Origin of the sequence: Enterovirga sp., assembly GCF_035325185.1 — a bacterium.
Taxonomy (GTDB): Bacteria; Pseudomonadota; Alphaproteobacteria; order Rhizobiales; family Beijerinckiaceae; genus Enterovirga.
The window spans coordinates 1-16,798 of the sequence record NZ_DAOLAJ010000035.1; the positions used below are offsets into that span (position 1 = coordinate 1).

Below are 16,798 nucleotides of genomic sequence, written 5' to 3' on the forward strand. Positions count from 1 at the left end.
CCGGCAGGGGAATACGCCCTCAGCGCCGAATGCGGGCGTAGGAGCCCGGCGCCGCCTCGAGGACCGGCAGGGGGCCGCCCGCGACCGGCCGGGCCGGAACCTGCTCGCCGCTCCGCTCCTTCAGCCACCGGGACCATTCGGACCACCAGGAGCCCTCGTGCCGCTCGGCGCCGGCGAGCCATTCGGCCGCCGTGGGCGGGAAAGCTGCGTTGGTCCAGTAGCCGTGCTTCTGCGCCGCCGGCGGGTTGATGGTGCCGGCATTGTGCCCGGAGCCGCCGAGGATGAAGCGCTTCGGCGCCGTGAAGCGCAAAGCCCCGCGATAGGTCGTCTCCCAATTGGCGACATGGTCGTCCTTCAGCGACACGAAGCAGAGCGGCGTCTCGATCTTCGCGAGGTCCAGCGGCGTGCCGGCCAGCTTGAGGCGCCCGGGCTTGGCCAGCGCGTTGTCCAGCATGATCGCGCTCATGAAGGTCTCAAGCATCTTGCCCGGCATGCCGATCCCGTCCGAGAACCAGAACAGGAGGTCGGACGGCACCGCCTTGTCGGCCAGGAGGTACGAGCTGATCGCCGAGGACCAGATCAGGTCGTTCGCCCGCAGGAGACTGAAGAGCGTGCTCAGCTCGGCATCGCTGAGATAGCCCTTGTCCGCGAGTTGCGCGCGCAACGCCTTCACGTTCTCGTTGCTGACGAAGACCTCGAAATCGCCCGCATCGGCGAAATCGGTCATGGTGGCGATCATGGTCGCGCTGTTGGCCCGCTCGTCGCCCTTGGCCGCCATGTAGGCGAGCCCGCTCGCCGTCAGCGTGCCGCCGAGGCAATAGCCGATCAGGTTGACCTTGTCCTGGCCGGTGGCCTCGGCGATGGCCGCGAAGGCCGCCTGCGGCCCCTCCAGCCAGTAATCCTCGAAATCCTTGCCCGCATGGGATTCGTCGGGATTGACCCAGGACACCGCGAAGACCGTGTAGCCCTGCTCCAGCGCCCAGCGGATGAAGCTCGTCTTCGGCTGGAGGTCGAACAGGTAGTACTTGTTCACCCAGGGCGAGATCAGCAGCAGCGGCACCTCGCTGACCTTCTCCGTCGTCGGCTCGTACTGGATCAGCTCCATCATCGGCGTGCGCAGCACGACCGAGCCCTTCGTCGCGGCGATGGTGACGCCGAGTTCGAACGCCTCCTGGTCGGCGCGGCGCACATGGCCCGACTCCGCCAGCACGTCGTCCAGGAAGTTCGAGAAGCCCTGGATCAGGTTCCGCCCGCCCGTCTCCACCGTCTTCTTCACGACGTCGGGATTGAGATGGGCGAAATTGCTCGGCGCCATCGCGTCGATGAGCTGCTCGGTGAAGAAGGTCACCTTCTTGCGGTCCTCGGGCGCGAGCTCCCCCTTCCCGGCGAGCGAGCGCATCCAGTCCGCCCCCACCAGATAGGAATGCAGCAGCCCCCGCAGGGCCGGGTTCGCCTCCCATTCGGAGTTGCGGAAGCGCCGGTCCTTCGGGCGCGGCTTCTCCCCGCCCTCTCCTCCCGGCCGCAGAGCCCCCGACCACGCCTCCGCCTGGCCGCGCCAGAAATCGACATTCGCCTCCGCCAGCGCCCGCGGATCGCGCAGCAGACCCGCATAAAAGCGGCCGAACGAGGCCGAGATGTCCTGCGCCATCTGCATCGGCAGGATCGCCGCCGAGGCAGGGCTCCCCGCAAGCTTCGTCGCCGCCCGCTGAGCCTTCCCCGCAAGCTCAGCCCAGTCCCGACCCAGCACCACAGGATCAGGCGCTCCAGGCTTCGTATCCATCGGCGGCTTCGACATCATCTTCCTCCCGATTGTTCTTCAGCCCGCCGCGCGCAGAAAGGACAGGATCGCCTCTCCCTCCGCACGGCTCATCAGCATCGGCATGTGGCCCGTCCCCGGGACGCTGAACGTCGCAAGGTCGGGCTTAAGCTGGCGCATCCTGGAAAGCACGTCAGGCGTCACGAAATCCGAATCCGCACCGTGAACCGCCAAAACAGGAATGTCCAGATCGCGCCAATACTTCCACAACGACATGCTGTAGTACCAAAGCCACTGAAAGGCGGTCGCGATCTTGGGGTCGATCAGGGCGTCGACGCGACCGCTCTCCTCATCCAGGCGGACGGAATGGCGGGCCATGTGGAGCCATTGGGCATCCGTCAGCGGCCCGCAGCCGACATAGATGCGGCGCATATGCGCGATGAGCCCGCCCATGCTGTCGAAGGAGGGCGGGTCGGCCCTCAGGCGCCGCGCCACGCGGGCCGAGGCCCGGAAGGGGACTTCCGGCCCGATATCGTTGAGGACAAGCGTCGAGATCGGGCTGCGCGGCAGGGAGGCCAGCACCATCCCGATCAGGCCGCCGAGCGAGGTGCCGATCCAATGGACGCGCTTGCGCCCGAGGGCGGCCAGAAGCGAGCCCATATCGGCGCAATATTGCGGGAAAACGTAGTCCAGCGTGTTCTTCAGCCGGTCGCTCCGGCCGCGCCCCATGAGATCGGGACAGACGACACGGTAGCCGGCATCGGCGAGACGGGCCGCGAGGATGTCGAAATCCCGCCCTTGCCGCGTCAGCCCGTGCACGCAGACGACCACCTCATCCGCGTCGAGCGGGCCCCAATCCGAGAAGGCGACGTTGTGGAACCCCGAGAGCGACAGGCAGGCGACGGCGTCCTGCCGGTCGGGCTCGCGAACGAGACCCCGATTTTCTCCGACTTGCCGCGCCGCATCGGCGGAGGGGCCGCTCACCGGAGCCTCCCTCGCCAGCGCGCCCCGGACGGCCGGGCAGAACCTCGCCTCCGCATGGCTTCAGGCGGCCTTGGCGGCCGGGCGCTCACCCCGCAGCAGGTTCACGAGGGCGGAGAAATCCTCCCCGCCATGGCCAAGCCTCTCGAAGAGACCATAGAGCTGGGCGGCCTGCGCGCCGAGCGGCGTGGCCGCGCCGGTGGCGAGGGCGGCCTCCTGCGCCAGCTTCAGGTCCTTCAGCATCAGCGCGGCCGCGAAGCCGGGCTTGTAGCCGTTATTGGCCGGCGAGGTCGGGACGGGCCCCGGGACGGGGCAATAGGTGTTGATCGACCAGCACTGCCCCGACGACGTCGAGGCGACGTCGAACAGCGCCTGATGCGAGAGGCCGAGTTTCTCGGCGAGGGCGAAAGCCTCGCAGACGCCCGCCATGGTGATGCCGAGGATCATGTTGTTGCAGATCTTGGCCGCCTGGCCGGCTCCGGCCTCGCCGCAATGGACGAGGCGCTTGCCCATGGCCTCGAGCACCGGCTTGCCGCGCTCGAAGGCGTCGGCGGCCCCGCCGACCATGAAGGTGAGGGTTCCCGCGGCCGCCCCGACGGTTCCACCGGAGACGGGCGCGTCCAGAGAGGCGCAGCCGCGCTCCGCCGCGATCGCGTGAGCCCGCCTGGCGCTCTCGACATCGATCGTGGAGCAATCGATCAGCAGCGTTCCCGGCGCCAGACGCGGCACGAGATCGGACCAGACGGAGACGACGTGACGCCCGGCGGGCAGCATCGTCACGAGGATGTCGGCGCCCGCCACGGCCTCGGCGGCGCTCGCCGCGACCTCGAAGGCGACCCGCTGCGAAACCTTGCTCAGATCATAGCCGACCACCCGATGGCCCGCGCGAGCCAGGTTGTCCGCCATCGGGCCGCCCATGTTTCCCAGACCGACGAATGCGATTGCCTGCGCCACGTTTCGCCTCCCGAATGGACGGCAACGGCTTAGGGCCGCCACCGCGGCGCCGTGCTTGCATAGAACCCCACGCCCGGATAGTGGTAGATTTTCACAATATCCGTGCATGAGTTCGCATGACGGACGGATTCGACTGGGATCTTTTGCGATCCTTCCTGGTGGTGGCGCGGGCCGGGCGCCTGACGGCGGCAGCCCGGACGATGAAGATCGACCACTCGACCCTGAGCCGGCGGATGTACGGGCTCGAGAAGACCCTCGGCGTCACGCTCTTCGACCGCCGCCTCTCCGGCTATCCGCTGACGCCGCAGGGCGAGAAGCTGCTGGCCCTCGCCGAACAGGTCGAAAGCGGGGTGATCGGCATCCAGGCCGATATTGCGGGAGAGGATTCCCAGATTTCCGGGACGGTCCGGATCGGCGCGCCGGACGGGTTCGGCACGGCCTTCCTGGCGCATCATATCGGCACTCTGTCGCGGCGCCATCCCGAACTCGACGTCGAGCTGGTCGCGACCCCGCGCAGCTTCAGCCTGTCGAAGCGCGAGGCGGATATCAGCATCGGCCTCTCGCCTCCCGCTCATGGCCGCCATCACGCGCGGCGGCTGACGGATTACGAACTCGGGCTCTACGCCGCCCGGGACATGCCGGGCCTCGACCGGATCAGCACGGTCGACGATCTCGCCCGCTTCCCCTTCATCAGCTATATCGACGATCTCATCTTCGCGCCGGAGCTGGACTACGTGCCGTCCATCTCCCGCGAGATCAAGCCGCGCATCCGCAGCTCGAACCTGATCGCCCAGATGAATGCGGTCGCCACGGGGGCGGGAATTTGCGTCCTGCCCTGCTTCCTGACCAGGACACGGCCCGAGCTGGTGCGCATCCTGGCGGACGACGTGCGCCTCATCCGGACTTTCTGGATGATCGTCCATTCCGACATGCGCCAGCTCTCGCGCATCAGAACGACCGCGGATTTCATCGGCGAGGCGGTGCGCCGGGCCGGCGACTTCTTCACGCCGGGCCGGGGCTGCGGAGGGACCTGACGGGAAGCGGCGAGCAATCCCGCGCCATACCCGCAGCACGGACATTCCGCCCCTCGTCGCCGCAGCATGACCTTCCCCTGCCAGAGGTCTCGGCTTCGCTCGAACGTAGCGGCAGGTCTCGGGGATCAGGTTCCCGACTCGCAGGCGCGTCCGCTCGGAAACCTCACGCGCGATCACACCCACTAGACGAAAGTGTCGAGTTTTTTTAAATTCAAGGTTGCAATAAGCTGTGCTTTCTGATCGATTTCGAGAAGGTACAAAAAACGGGCTTGCATCGATGGCATTCCGGCAGCGCGTCAGCTGCGTCGATTCTCCTGCAGGTGGGCAGGCCGCTCGGCCTTCGACCGCATCCCCGGGCGCAACTCGAAGTGGCGATCTCGGAACGGCATGCGCCTCCTCGAACCCCCATGTCCCCCCGATAGGCCCCGGAGCCGGGCAGCGTCCGGCCTCGCGCGGACGGAAAGGCTCATACGAACGGCTTCAGGAAACATTCGTCTCGACGAAGCCCGGCGCCCGCGCCCCATTTTCGCAGGCTGAGACCGTCCCTCCGCCGGGCGTGTCGATCGGAAGGTGCGTCGCATCGAGTTTCACGACGGACGAGGTCGGCTCGGGGACATCCGTCTCGGCGAGCGCCCCGCGACAGCGATTTCGACTCTGCCAGTGAAGGGAGACGGATATGGCGAAGAAATCCGGGCAATCGAACCCGATCGAAAAGGCGGCAGGAGTTCTGGCGGCGGCGGGCCCGGACGTCTTGAACAACAAGGCCCCCGTCAATCTCGACACGGCAGCCTGGGCACGCAATCTGCAGGGCAACATCCTGAACGGGCATGGGCGGAACCACACCGTCAACATCTTCCTTCGCCTTCCCGAGGGCGAAGCCGGGCGCCGGATCGTCAAGCAGATCTGTCCCATCGTCACGACAGCGGCCAAGCAGGAGAATGAGCGGCGTCAGTTCAGGAAATTCCATATTCCCGGAAAGCTGTTCTGCAATATCTTTCTGTCTGCACAAGGCTATCGCACGCTCGGCCACACGGATGATGAGCTGGCCAAGGCGTTCTTCGAGGAAGAAGACAGGATTCGGCAAACGAAGTCGAACTTCCTCGACGGGATGGCCGCGCATGCGGTCGAGGATCTGGGCGATCCGGCGACAACCAAGTGGGAGTTCGGCGGAAAGCCGGACGACATCCACGCAATGTTGCTGGTCGCCGACGACGACGAAACCTTCCTCCAGCGGGCCTCCCGTGCCCTTATCGACTACCTTGAAGATCATCAATGCACGCTTGTCTGGGTCGAGCGCGGCACGGCTCTGCGGACGGATAGCGGGGAAGGGATCGAGCATTTCGGGTATGTCGACGGGCGCAGCCAGCCGTTGTTTCTCAGCGCGGATTTCCAGACGTTTCCGGGGCGCGAGGAAGGAGCCGTCCTGAAAGCCGACGAATCGATCGATCCGGCCCGGACGCATGAGAATCTCGGGCCGGACGCAGCCGGCGGCTCCATGGACATCTGGAACCCGTTCGAGCCGCTCGACCTCGTCCTTCGCCCCGACCCGCTCGCGAAGGATCCGAATTGTTTCGGGAGCTATTTCGTCTTCCGCAAGCTCGAGCAAAACGTTCGCGACTTCATGATTGCCGAGCAGAAGCTCGCCGACGAGCTGGGACTCGAGGGCACGGAGCGCGAGCGAGCCGGTGCCGTGGCGGTCGGCCGCTTCCGGGACGGCACCCCGCTCGTGCTGAACCGGACGGACGGCCTGATTCCGCCGAAGGAGAACGACTTCCGATACGACAAGGCGAAGGACGGCAAGCCGGACAAGAACGGGTTGAAATGCCCGTTCCAGGCACATATCCGCAAGACGAACCCGCGAGGGGATACCGTCCAGCATCTCGGCGGCAGCGAGGAAGGCGAGCGGTCACGCCGTATCGCCCGGCGCGGGATTACCTATGGGACGCGCAATCGCCATCCCAATGCGTTCCAGGCACTCGACGACCTCCCCTCGAAGGATGTCGGCCTCTTGTTCATGTGCTTCCAGGCCGGCATCCGACACCAGTTCGCCTTCATGCAGCGCGGCTGGGCCAACAACATCAACTTCGTCACCGGAGAGCCCGGCCTCGATCCGGTCATCGGCCAGCGCGACCACGATCATCAGACCGGCAAGCCGGTTGTTGTGGGAAAGCAGAAATGGCGGCCGGAATGGAACGACCCGAATTCCGCCGAGAAGGAATTCGGGTTCGACGGCTTCGTCAAGATGAAAGGGGGAGAATTCTTTTTCGCGCCAAGCATCCCCTATCTCCAGGGCCTCGCCCCGGACAACGGAAAGGATGAGATCAAGAACGCGCTCGTTGCCGGCCTTGCCGGCTTCGATTCCGGCAACGCCTGACCGTCGCCTCGCCGACCGATGCGGAGCCGCCGGACATGCCGGCGACCCCGCGAACCGCTTCCGACAGGAGCCTCCGCATGGGTATCATCGATGAGGTCAAGGCTGCTTGCGACCGCTTGGCGCCGCTCGGGTGGCGCGATCTGCTCCTGGGCGTCACCAAGGGCGGCCTCGACATCGCGCAGGCGACGCCCGCCGCTCTGAAGAACGCGCTCGGACGTCAGCTTGCCTCGATCGACCGGACGATGCCCGGCTTCGAGGATTTCCACGGAGACGGCGCGCACGGCATCGCGCAGGGGCAGCCGGCGCGCAGCCTGCTCTATCACGCCTTCGCGAGCCCGCGCGTCGTCCGGGGACACGAGGGCGGGCTGCTCAAGGACTTTCCGACATTGCCGGAGATCGAGGCGGTCGAGAACCTCGTCTTCGGCTTCACGCCGCCGACACTCGCGTCGCTCGCAGCCGGCGGCGCCGCGAAAGGACAACTGGCGATCACGGTCTTCGCGATCGAATACCGCCCGGCCGCGGACACGCCGGACGGGATCAGCGCCGATCTGGTGTTCTCCCGCACGGGGATCGCGCGTGTCGGCACGGCCCGCCCGAAATACCTCCCGGACGTTCGCGGCTGCTGGCCGGAGGATGAAGACAACGCCCATGCCTTCCGGGTCGTGCCTGTGCGTCTATCGGCCTGGCTCGCGGTTCGGACGAAAGGCGACAAGGCGCGTGTGATGAATGCCGGCGCCCCCCTCAAGGGCGATGCCGGCCGCAGCTTCTGGATGCCGGTCCACAAGCTGTTCGACGGGCCGGACTGCTTGCAGGGCCTCGATCTGACCCTCGAGCCGTCGGGGCGCTTCTTCAATATGAAGCTGCAGCGGGTGCGCATGTCCCTCAACCCGGCCGCCCCGCCGGAGCAGGGAGAACCCTATGTCGTGGAGCGCGACCTGGCCGACGTGGTCGAGGGCGGCGAATTCGGGCGGATGGCCGTGGTCCCGACCGTTCACGAAGGCCTGGTGCGGCCTGCCATCGTCGACGGCAAGCCGCTCACCTACACGGTGCCGGCAAACCCGGAGGAACGCTTTGCGACTTACTCGACCCCGATCCCAACCCGGTCCAAACGTGAGATTCATCGGTTCCCTGCCTATGTCCATGCCCGCACGATGGTGGCCAAGGGCGGCCAGATCATCGACCTGAACGAAGAGGACGATCTCGACGCGACGGTTCGGAAAGGCGGATACGAGGCGCTGCTCTACAGGGATTTCACCGGCGAGGGCTGGGTCGACGTCGACGTTGCCGCTCTCGCCAAAGAGCCTCAGGTCGCACGAAAGACCCGCCCCGCCTATATTCTGCTCAGCGCACCGGATTTCTTCCCGTCGTGCGGGCAGCGCGAGCTCACGCGCTGGGCGGCATCGCAATCGGTCCCGGCCAGCTTTCGCAACGGCAACCAGCTTTGGGGCGTGCGGCCCACCGCCTTGAGCCAGAGCCGCCTGCCGGCCAACCTCCAGCTTCCCGACAGTCCTTTCGATGCGGCCGAGGATACGATGACCGCCGTCGTCGCAATGGGGAGCGCGACGAAGGATGCGACGCCTCCGGCACCCCAATCGCTCGATGTCGTTCGCGCATCGACGCTGCCGGACGACGGCGCCGGGGAGTTCGCGCCCGGATGGGATGTATCCGTCGACGTGAAGGGCGACCCGGAAACCGGCATCCTCCACTTCGCGGCTTATGGCCTGGGAAGTCCATTTCCCGAGGATGCGAAGCTCTGCGCCGCGCTCAGCACATTCTGGCCGGCCGTGGCGCCGGACGTCTATCGGACCTTCTCGCCCCACACCGGAAACGATGATTTGTGGGGGACCGTGGCGCCGCTCACCGACGAAGAAATCGGGCAGGCGGGCACCACTCCCTGGGACGGGATTCCCGGTCCCCGCGTCGTGCGCATGGACGACCAGGACTTCGTCGAGATGGCGAGCTTCCTTCACGCCGACTATGTCCGAAACACCGTGGAGAACCGGTTCAGCGGACGCCTGACCGCCCGCATCACCGCCGAGGAGTACCAGCGCCGGGTGCTGTGCGCTGCACGGGTTCACTGGGCCCTTTCCGGAGGATTCGACGTGGTGCCGACGCGTCGATCCTGGCTCATCCTGTCGTTCCGGCGGGTGTCGCCCGGCGACCCCGAATTGATCGCGGCGCAGAACGATGCGAGCCACGTTTTCAAGAGCGATACGATCTACCGCGCCGAGATGTGCTTCGTCGGCCGGCTCGATCCGACACGTCCTTCACCGAAAGGGCCGCGTTTTCGCCTGCTGCCGCTCAGGCGGCAAAATTCATTTTTCGTCGCGCCGAACGACGCCTTCGTCCTTCGCAGGCGCGCAAGCGATCCGACATGGGGCCGCGCGAAGGGAGAGTGAGCGAGCGCCGGCGGACGGCTATGGAAGTGAGCAGGGGCGGGGTTTGGAACGTGCTCGTTCTCGGCGCTGGACCCGCCGGCTGCGCCGCCGCCCTCCAAGCCCGGCACGACGGCTTGACGGTCCTGGTCCTGGAATCACGAATGGTCGATCGCCCCCAGCCGGGCGAGACGCTTCACCCCGGCATCGAACCCCTTTTCGATCGGCTCGGCGTGCGGACAGCGGTTCTCCAGGCAGGCTTCCCGCGCCACACCGGGATTTGGGTGGCCTGGGAGGGCACCCAGCCGAGCTTCGAGGCATACGGGGAGAGCGACGGCGTCGCCTGGCGCGGGTTCCAGGCCGACCGCCTGCGCCTGCGCGCAGCCCTGCTCGACACAGCGGTCCAGGCCGGAGCCGAGTTCGTTCGAGGATATGCGCCCACGGCCCTCCTGGTCCGCGCGGGCCGGGTCAGCGGCGTCATCGCGAATGGAACCGAGATCGAAGCGCATTGGACGATCGACGCGACCGGCAAGGACCGCTGGCTCGCCCGTCATCTCGACTTGGCGACCATGCGCCGGTCGCCGCAGATCCTCGCGCGATACGGCTGGCTCGCATCTGGCCGGCCGGGCGCGGATTGCAACCCGCGCCTGACCGCCACCGAGCACGGATGGCATTGGCGCGCGCCGCTCGGGCAGGACCGGCTCGCATGGGTCGAGGCCACGATCGGAGCCGTTCCGCCTGCGCCGGGCATCGACGTCACCTGGTGCCTCACCGAAAAAAGCGCGGGCCCGGGATATTTCCTGGTCGGAGACGCGGGCATCGTCCTGGACCCTGCATCCTCCCATGGCGTCCTGCGCGCAATCATGACGGCCATGTTTGCCGTCTCGCATATCTCCGGGGCCGTCCGGGCCGGGACGACCGAAGCTGCGGCCGCGCGGCATTACCGCGACTGGCTGCGGGACTGGTTCGAGACCGACCGAAACGCGATGCTGCAACTTTACCGCCGGCATATGTCGCCGAGCATCAGGCGGCGGTTTGCGGACTTCTAGGCCCAGGGCTCTCCCGGTCGGAGGCGGCGACGATTGTCGTCCAAACAACGATCGACAACCACCGCGACCCATGGTTGCAGCGACGCCAGGATGATGTATCATCGCGCGACGCTGGAGGATGATCCCGGAGAGCGGAATCCAGTTTTTTGGAAAACAGAATGCGGAAACAATAACTTGGAACATGTTTCGTTTCCACGGAAACGAAACATGTTCCAAGGCCGGCCCGGCGGCGCGTGCATCGCGAGGTGAAGCAGGGGCGCGCGCCGGCCCTCGGTGGAAGGATCGACAAGGCTGCCGCTCGAAAGCAAGGGAGGACGTTGGCCACATGGCGCGATCGGGACGAAGCTTCGTGGGCTATCAACGCACGCACTACCGGAGGCTGCGCCCGCTGGGACTTGCTGCCTCAGCCGCGGTGATCGGCGTGCGCGGGATCGAAGTTTCCCAATGTATCCAGGATCTCGACAACAGCGTACCGCTGATCGCGGACAAAACGACCGTCGTGCGGCTCTACCTGGACCCGGCAACGCTCGGCAAGGCGGGCAGCGTCACGGCGGAGCTTGCCTGGAGCCGCGGCGGCGCGGAAGCGTACCTGCCTGCGCTGAATGCGGTGCGGCTCGATCCGGCCAAGAACGAAGACATCCACGCGCAGCGCTCCGACCTGGAGAAGAGCGTGAATTTCCGCCTGCCCGCAGAGGCGATCGGCGCCGGCACCCTGCGCCTGCGCCTGTCACGGGTCTTCGCCCCCGGCGGCTCGGACCTTCCGGTCGGCGCGCCGAACACCGTCGACGTGGATTTCGTCTCGGCTCCTCCCCTGCGGATCCGGGTGATCGGCCTGCGCTACCGGGCCGGCGGGAAGCCGGTCGCGCCGGATGCGATCCATTTCAACTATTTCCGCTCCTATCTGGGCCGCGCCTATCCGGTGGCGTCGCTGGAATGGTCGCAGATCGTGGTGGACGCCGATTTCGGCTCGCCGTTCAACGCGTCCACGGTCGATCTCGCCAATGCCCAGATCGCCGCGCTGCGCGGCCGCGAGGTCACCCACGGCGTCGACCAGCGCACGCATTATTTCGGCCTGGTCGACGACAACGGCGGCCTCAGCGGCTACTTCATGCGCGGCAAGGCCTACGCGATCCCATCCTCGAAGCCGCAGCCCGACACCGTCGCATCCGGGCCGTGCGGGACGCCGCGCGGGCTGGCGGGCGATCGCGATCTCTCCTATGCCGACTGGTACGGCGCGCATGAACTCGGCCACACGTTCGGCCGCTATCATCCGGGCTTTCCGCCATACGATCCCGCGACGAAGGCCGGTCAGGACGCGAGCGATCCGGCCTTTCCGTATGCCGGCGGCTTCATCAGCACCCCGGACGGCCGCTATGTCGGCCTCGACACGGGCGATCCCGACCTTCCCGCCCCTATGATGGCCTTGCCCGGGCTCGGCTATCATGACGTGATGACCTACGCGGACAATCAATGGCTTTCGGCCTATACTTACATGGCGATCCTCGAGCGCCTTATCGCCGAGGATGCGCTTGGTCCGGCCATCAGCTGAACCGGAGGACGGCACCGTGAAACCCGAGGTCAGGACCGACAGCTACGTCCATGTGGTCGCGACCGTCGACACGAAAGCGGCGACGGGCAAGATCCTCTACGTAAACCCTGCGACCTCGACCGTTGTCACCGATGCGGAGCCGGATGAGAACGTCGCCCTCGTGGCCAGGGACGCCGCGGGGAAGGAGCTTTACCGGCAGGCCGCCGTCGTGCGGCGCTCGTCGTGCGAGTGCGGGGAGCCGGGCGATACCGGGCTGATCCAGGCCGATCTTCCGAAGATGCCGGGCATGAGTTCGGTTTCGCTTCTCGTCGGAGACAAGGAAGTCAGCCGCTATGAAGGCGGCGCGGCGCCGGCGCTGGAGAGCGCGACGCTCGGCCTTGCCCCGCCCGGCACCCCCGGATCGACGCGGCGGCAGCTTTCGGTCACCGAGCTTGCCGGGATCGCGCCCGCGCCCGGCGTCACCTATTCGGTGGACGTCAAGCCCGATACCGGGGCGCCATGGGCCACCATCGCGATCGGCCGCCCGACCCCGACCGTCGATTTCGACAAGAACCAGTTCCCGGGCGCGAAGTCTGCGACGGTGCGGGTCACGCGCACGACCGGCTTCGACCAGGAGGTCATCGCGGAGGACAAGCTCGAATTCTGAATCACGCGTCGCTGAGGGGCGCGGTCAGGCGGCACGACCCGCCAGTCCCGCCCAGAACGGCGCCTCCGGCCAGCGCCGTTCCGACGCGTAGACGAGACGGCAACGGCGGCGATAGGCGTCATGGATCGCGGCATGACGCTCGACATAGGCGCGCATCCGTTCCGGGCGCCGGTCCCGGTCCTCCAGGAGCGTGCGAGCGGCGAGCAGGCCGCCGTGCAGGGCCGAGAACAGCCCTTGCCCGGAGATCGGGTCGAATGCGAGGGCGGCGTCTCCGCAGGCGATCCACCCCTCGCCGCAGATCCGGCTCGAACGCGCCGATCCGGCCTCGGTCGCGCGCGGGGGGTCGGAGAAGGTCACGCCGGACAGAGCCGCGCGGACATGGATCGTCGCGGCGAGAGCCTCGCGCCACGCGTGCAACGATCTCAGCAACGGTCGGGCCTCGTCGGCGGCCACCTGAAACGACGCCAGCACGCCGCCCGACGGAAGCTTCGCGGCATACCACCATCCCTGCTGCCGCGACTCCACGAGCGTGCGTGCCAGATGGGGCGCCCCCTCGCCGCGCCCGATGCCGAATACCGAAATCGGATCGGCGGACCGCAGCCGGGACCCGCCCAGTCGCCGGACCACGGCAGCCGCACGCCCGGTCGCGTCCACGAGATCGGCAGCCCGCAGGACCGCTCCGTCATCGGCCGTCACGCGCCAGCCATGATCGCACCGCTCGATTGCGCGCAGGCGCGCGACATGGGCGACAGCCCCCGCGGCCCGTGCCGCCTCGCGAAGATCGTCGTCGAACCGGGCGCGATCGAGCCGCCAGCCCGGGCCGTCGGGATCACATATGAAATCGGTCGCTTCCAGCGTGTCGGATCCCCAGGCCGAAAGCGTGCCGGCGAGCGGCCGGTGGCCGCGCGCCGCGCTCAACGGCGGAAGGCCGCAGGCGGCGAGCAGGCGGGAAGCCGCCCCGGGCAGCGCCTCGCCGATCCTGAAGCCGGGAGCGGGGCGGTCCAGCATCAGCACCCGCATTCCGCCGTGCGCGAGGCAGTGCGCCGCGACGGCCCCGGCTGGACCGGCCCCGACGACGATCGCGTCGCGGATCATGATCGCGGTCAGATTCCCCGGCGAAAAACCTCCAGTTCCTCGGGGCTCCAGCCAGCGAGCTGAGCGCCACCCGTCGAGCGGGCCGCTTCGGCCGGCGGCGCGAGGCCGGCGAGCGGAGGCCCGGCGAGCGGCGGGCGGCGGGCGGTTTCGACGAGCATGACCTCGGGGAAGTCCGGATCGTTTGCGATGCCGGGCCGGACCTCGACCACCCCCAGCTTGGCGTAGTCCTCCACCATCTTGTTCATGCGCGGCACGTTCGACTCCGGAAAGCCCCGAAACCAGTCGCGCCGGGTCCAGAAGGCGGCAAGGCGGTCCTCGCGCGACCGGGATGTATCCTTCACAACGTCATATTCGGCTTGCGTCAGGACGTGGTTCGGGACGCGAGCGGGCCAGAAGCTCGGAAGGAAGGGGTCGTATTCCGGCTCGTAGCCGGACAGGCAGGACACGGTGTCGGCCTGCCACGGAACAGCCATCCAGCGGGTGAGGCCGCCGGGAGGCTGCCCGTAGAGCGGTCCCCCCGGCGCCAGGGCGATCTGGGAGGTCATGGCCTTTCCGTAATCCGGCTCAGGGTCGTCTGCCGGCCGGCGACGGATGCGGAACGGTGCCTCGTAGAGGCTGGCATGGCGCATGATCCATGTCAGCTCGCAGCCTGGATGGAAGGCGTCGGCGAGGCAGAAATGCAAGGCTGCCCGGTCGAGCATGGCAGGCTGCTGCGCCAAGGGAAGCTGCTCGATCCTGTGCGGCCCCTTGGCGGCGGGATCGAAATCGCTCTCGAAATCGCCGCTGACCCAGCGATGAAGGATCCAGCTTTGCAACGGCGAGAGGCCGACGCTGCCGCGTGGCGTTCCGCTCCGCGGAAATCCGAACGCGTCGCCGTAGAACCACGGCCACAGCCGTGGTTCGTCGACGGACGTGCCGCTCGGCCGAAAGGAATCGAGGACGAGCCAGCGCAACTCGCCGTACAAGGCTGCTCCGCCCGCATCGCTGGCCTTGGAGGCGAGCTTCCCGACGAAATCATCGTCCGAGAAGTCCCAGGGGCGCCCCTTGCCGAATGCGTTCGCGAAGCCCTTGTTCACCCATTGCAGCCCGGCGAGACGTCGCAGCAGCGGCAGCACGTCGTCCTGGAACGATATCGTGGCCGGCCTCGGCATCATCCCGGCCTCGATGTAGGTTTCGACGAGCAGATCGTAGAGCGTGCGCCAGCCGACGAGATCGGGAGCGTAATTCGGCGGCGCCACCGCCACCCAGGCCCCCTGAACGGGCACGTCGCGTCCCTCGATGCTCACCTGCGCCGTGACCGGGCCGTCCGAGATGTCGTCGTACCAGCCGTCCGCGTTTGCGAAGGTGTCGCCGTCGGCGGGCGTGAAGATGGGAGCGCCCGACGGCGAGCCCGAGCGGCCGCGGCCGCCGAGCACCAGCAGACGCCCCTTTTCGTCGGTGCGCAGCTCGCCGAGGGCGACGGCCGCCGATCCGAATTTGCCGGTGTCGAAGGCGTGCTCGGCTCCGCCCGCCACCCCGGCGCCGCTGATCGAGCGGGGGCCGGGATCGATGGCGAGCGCGGCGCGCTCGTGCACAGGCACGGCGGAATTCCGGCGCGGCGCCTCGACGGCCGCAGCGTCCGGGATGTCGAGCGCCATGATGAAGCGGTACCAAGCCGCCTTCCTGTTCGCGAGGTGAGCCGTCCAGCGAATGGATGCGGAGGCGGTGGTCAGCTCGCTCACGACCTCGCCGGCGGCATTGTAGCCATAGATGCGAAACCGGGCCGCCTGGCGCTTCAGGTCGCCCCCTGCATCCCTGTGGAAGCCGGGCGGGTAGGGCCCGGTCTCAACCACCTCCGGCCCGACGAAGCATTCATCGGCGCTGTCGCCGATCCGTGCGATCCCGATCCCCGGATGAATGGCGGCGCGCACGATGACCGTGTCGCCTCCGGGGGGTGCGTCGGTTTCCGGCTTGGGCGTGTCGGGCTCGCCGAGCGGGACCCCGTTGAGGTTGCGCCGGCGATCGGCCGAGGCCGCGTACACGCTCCGCCGGGCCTCGGCGAGCGAGCCCTGCGGCCGATGATCCTCCGTCACGCGCCAGATGTTCATCGAGAGGTTCTCACCGTATTCCGCCTGCCCCCGGGCCGCGATGTCCTGCTGGGGAAGGACGAGGTCGGCCACGTGAACGGGCGCGCTCTCGGCCTCGCTCCAGCGGATGCTGGCCCGGTCGAGCGGCATGGCGTCCGGGTCGGTCCGTGGCTGGAGCAGGAAACGGAACGAGGCGGAGCGCGAGGCGAGGCGCTCCCTGAGGTCGAGCGCGAGGTAGCTCGGATCGGACGGCGCCGCGGCCGGAGGCGGAAGATCGAATTCGGGTTCGAGCTTGTACTTCACGAAATGCGCAGGGCCGAGCGCGAACGGAACCCCGCTCCAATAGGGCGTCGCCAGAACGCTCGCGACGGACTTCGCCATCTCGCCGAGGATCGCGACCGTTTTCGGATGATCCTTCAAGTAGAGGTCGTAGTCGCCGTCGACCACGCCGGCCCTCGTGAAGGCACACATGTCGGACGCCGTGTCGACGAAAAACACGTCGTGGTTCTGGAGAATGAAGTCGAACGTCCCGTCTCGCGGCTCGCCGAACAGCTTCTCCCCGGCCACCCCGAACAGCTTGATCCCGATGCCGAGGGTGGTCTTGAAGCCCGAAGCCGTGGGCAGCGTGTCGGACGAGAACCGGATCCAGGCCGGGTATTCCGTCCCCCCGAACAGACCGATCCTGAACGCCTCGGGCAGGTCGGGCCGAATCCGAAACGTTCCATGAGCCACGCCGTGCGGCTTCAGGAATACGGGCCGCAGGACCGGCCGCTGCCCCGCGGCGACGCGGCCATCCTGCACGATGTCGACGAACATCGTCCGAAGCGATCCGTCGGAATCGGCGGCGCAGTCCACGGGCGAAGCGCTCCGCGATGAGCCCAGCGTCACGGTCGGTCTCATGTCCGGCACTCCGAAGGTC

Annotated in this window: 11 protein-coding genes; 6 read left to right on the forward strand and 5 right to left on the reverse strand. The window is 67.5% G+C overall.

Annotation, left to right across the window (positions count from 1 at the left end; translation table 11 throughout):
• Nucleotides 1-19: 19 nt before the first annotated feature.
• Genes PKD06_RS09050 through mmsB form a run of 3 tightly spaced genes read right to left on the reverse strand, consistent with a single transcriptional unit; the run spans nucleotide 20 to nucleotide 3,691 of the window.
• Complete coding sequence (locus PKD06_RS09050; protein WP_324379707.1) at nucleotides 20-1,780, reverse strand: alpha/beta fold hydrolase; 1,761 nt, start codon at nucleotides 1,778-1,780, stop codon at nucleotides 20-22.
• Between the two features lie 36 nt (nucleotides 1,781-1,816).
• A complete protein-coding gene (locus tag PKD06_RS09055; protein ID WP_324379708.1) occupies nucleotides 1,817-2,740 on the reverse strand; it encodes an alpha/beta hydrolase in 924 nt (307 codons plus the stop codon).
• A gap of 60 nt (nucleotides 2,741-2,800) precedes the next feature.
• On the reverse strand, nucleotides 2,801-3,691 hold the full coding sequence (mmsB, locus tag PKD06_RS09060) for a 3-hydroxyisobutyrate dehydrogenase (protein WP_324379710.1): 891 nt from the start codon (nucleotides 3,689-3,691) through the stop codon (nucleotides 2,801-2,803).
• 116 nt (nucleotides 3,692-3,807) lie between these two features.
• Between mmsB and PKD06_RS09065 the strand changes: the two genes are divergently transcribed.
• From PKD06_RS09065 to PKD06_RS09090, 6 genes are all read left to right on the forward strand, one after another.
• On the forward strand, nucleotides 3,808-4,725 hold the full coding sequence (locus PKD06_RS09065) for a LysR family transcriptional regulator (RefSeq protein ID WP_324379712.1): 918 nt from the start codon (nucleotides 3,808-3,810) through the stop codon (nucleotides 4,723-4,725).
• Nucleotides 4,726-5,401: 676 nt separating this feature from the next.
• Entirely contained in the window at nucleotides 5,402-7,099 is a 1,698-nt protein-coding gene (locus tag PKD06_RS09070) for a peroxidase (RefSeq protein ID WP_324379714.1), read from the forward strand.
• Between the two features lie 35 nt (nucleotides 7,100-7,134).
• Nucleotides 7,135-9,498, forward strand: coding sequence for a hypothetical protein (locus PKD06_RS09075; protein WP_324379716.1), 2,364 nt, complete (start codon nucleotides 7,135-7,137; stop codon nucleotides 9,496-9,498).
• A gap of 20 nt (nucleotides 9,499-9,518) precedes the next feature.
• Entirely contained in the window at nucleotides 9,519-10,523 is a 1,005-nt protein-coding gene (locus PKD06_RS09080) for a tryptophan 7-halogenase (protein WP_324379718.1), read from the forward strand.
• Between the two features lie 118 nt (nucleotides 10,524-10,641).
• A complete protein-coding gene (locus tag PKD06_RS09085) occupies nucleotides 10,642-12,072 on the forward strand; it encodes a hypothetical protein (RefSeq protein WP_324379720.1) in 1,431 nt (476 codons plus the stop codon).
• A 16-nt stretch (nucleotides 12,073-12,088) separates the two neighbouring features.
• Complete coding sequence (locus PKD06_RS09090) at nucleotides 12,089-12,718, forward strand: hypothetical protein (RefSeq protein ID WP_324379723.1); 630 nt, start codon at nucleotides 12,089-12,091, stop codon at nucleotides 12,716-12,718.
• A 24-nt stretch (nucleotides 12,719-12,742) separates the two neighbouring features.
• Here PKD06_RS09090 and PKD06_RS09095 read toward each other — a convergent pair whose 3' ends face one another.
• Nucleotides 12,743-13,636 (reverse strand): tryptophan 7-halogenase, encoded by an 894-nt coding sequence (locus tag PKD06_RS09095; RefSeq protein ID WP_324379725.1) that lies wholly within the window; start codon nucleotides 13,634-13,636, stop codon nucleotides 12,743-12,745.
• 185 nt (nucleotides 13,637-13,821) lie between these two features.
• Complete coding sequence (locus PKD06_RS09100; RefSeq protein ID WP_324379727.1) at nucleotides 13,822-16,779, reverse strand: LodA/GoxA family CTQ-dependent oxidase; 2,958 nt, start codon at nucleotides 16,777-16,779, stop codon at nucleotides 13,822-13,824.
• Nucleotides 16,780-16,798 lie beyond the last annotated feature (19 nt).

Excerpts from the sequence above, each read along its gene's own strand:
- PKD06_RS09050 (WP_324379707.1), bottom strand. The coding sequence starts at position 1,780 with ATGGATACGAAGCCTGGAGCGCCTGATCCTGTGGTGCTGGGTCGGGAC.
- PKD06_RS09065 (WP_324379712.1), top strand. The coding sequence starts at position 3,808 with ATGACGGACGGATTCGACTGGGATCTTTTGCGATCCTTCCTGGTGGTG.
- PKD06_RS09070 (WP_324379714.1), top strand. The coding sequence starts at position 5,402 with ATGGCGAAGAAATCCGGGCAATCGAACCCGATCGAAAAGGCGGCAGGA.
- PKD06_RS09075 (WP_324379716.1), top strand. The coding sequence starts at position 7,135 with ATGCCGGCGACCCCGCGAACCGCTTCCGACAGGAGCCTCCGCATGGGT.
- PKD06_RS09080 (WP_324379718.1), top strand. The coding sequence starts at position 9,519 with ATGGAAGTGAGCAGGGGCGGGGTTTGGAACGTGCTCGTTCTCGGCGCT.
- PKD06_RS09085 (WP_324379720.1), top strand. The coding sequence starts at position 10,642 with ATGATCCCGGAGAGCGGAATCCAGTTTTTTGGAAAACAGAATGCGGAA.
- PKD06_RS09100 (WP_324379727.1), bottom strand. The coding sequence starts at position 16,779 with ATGAGACCGACCGTGACGCTGGGCTCATCGCGGAGCGCTTCGCCCGTG.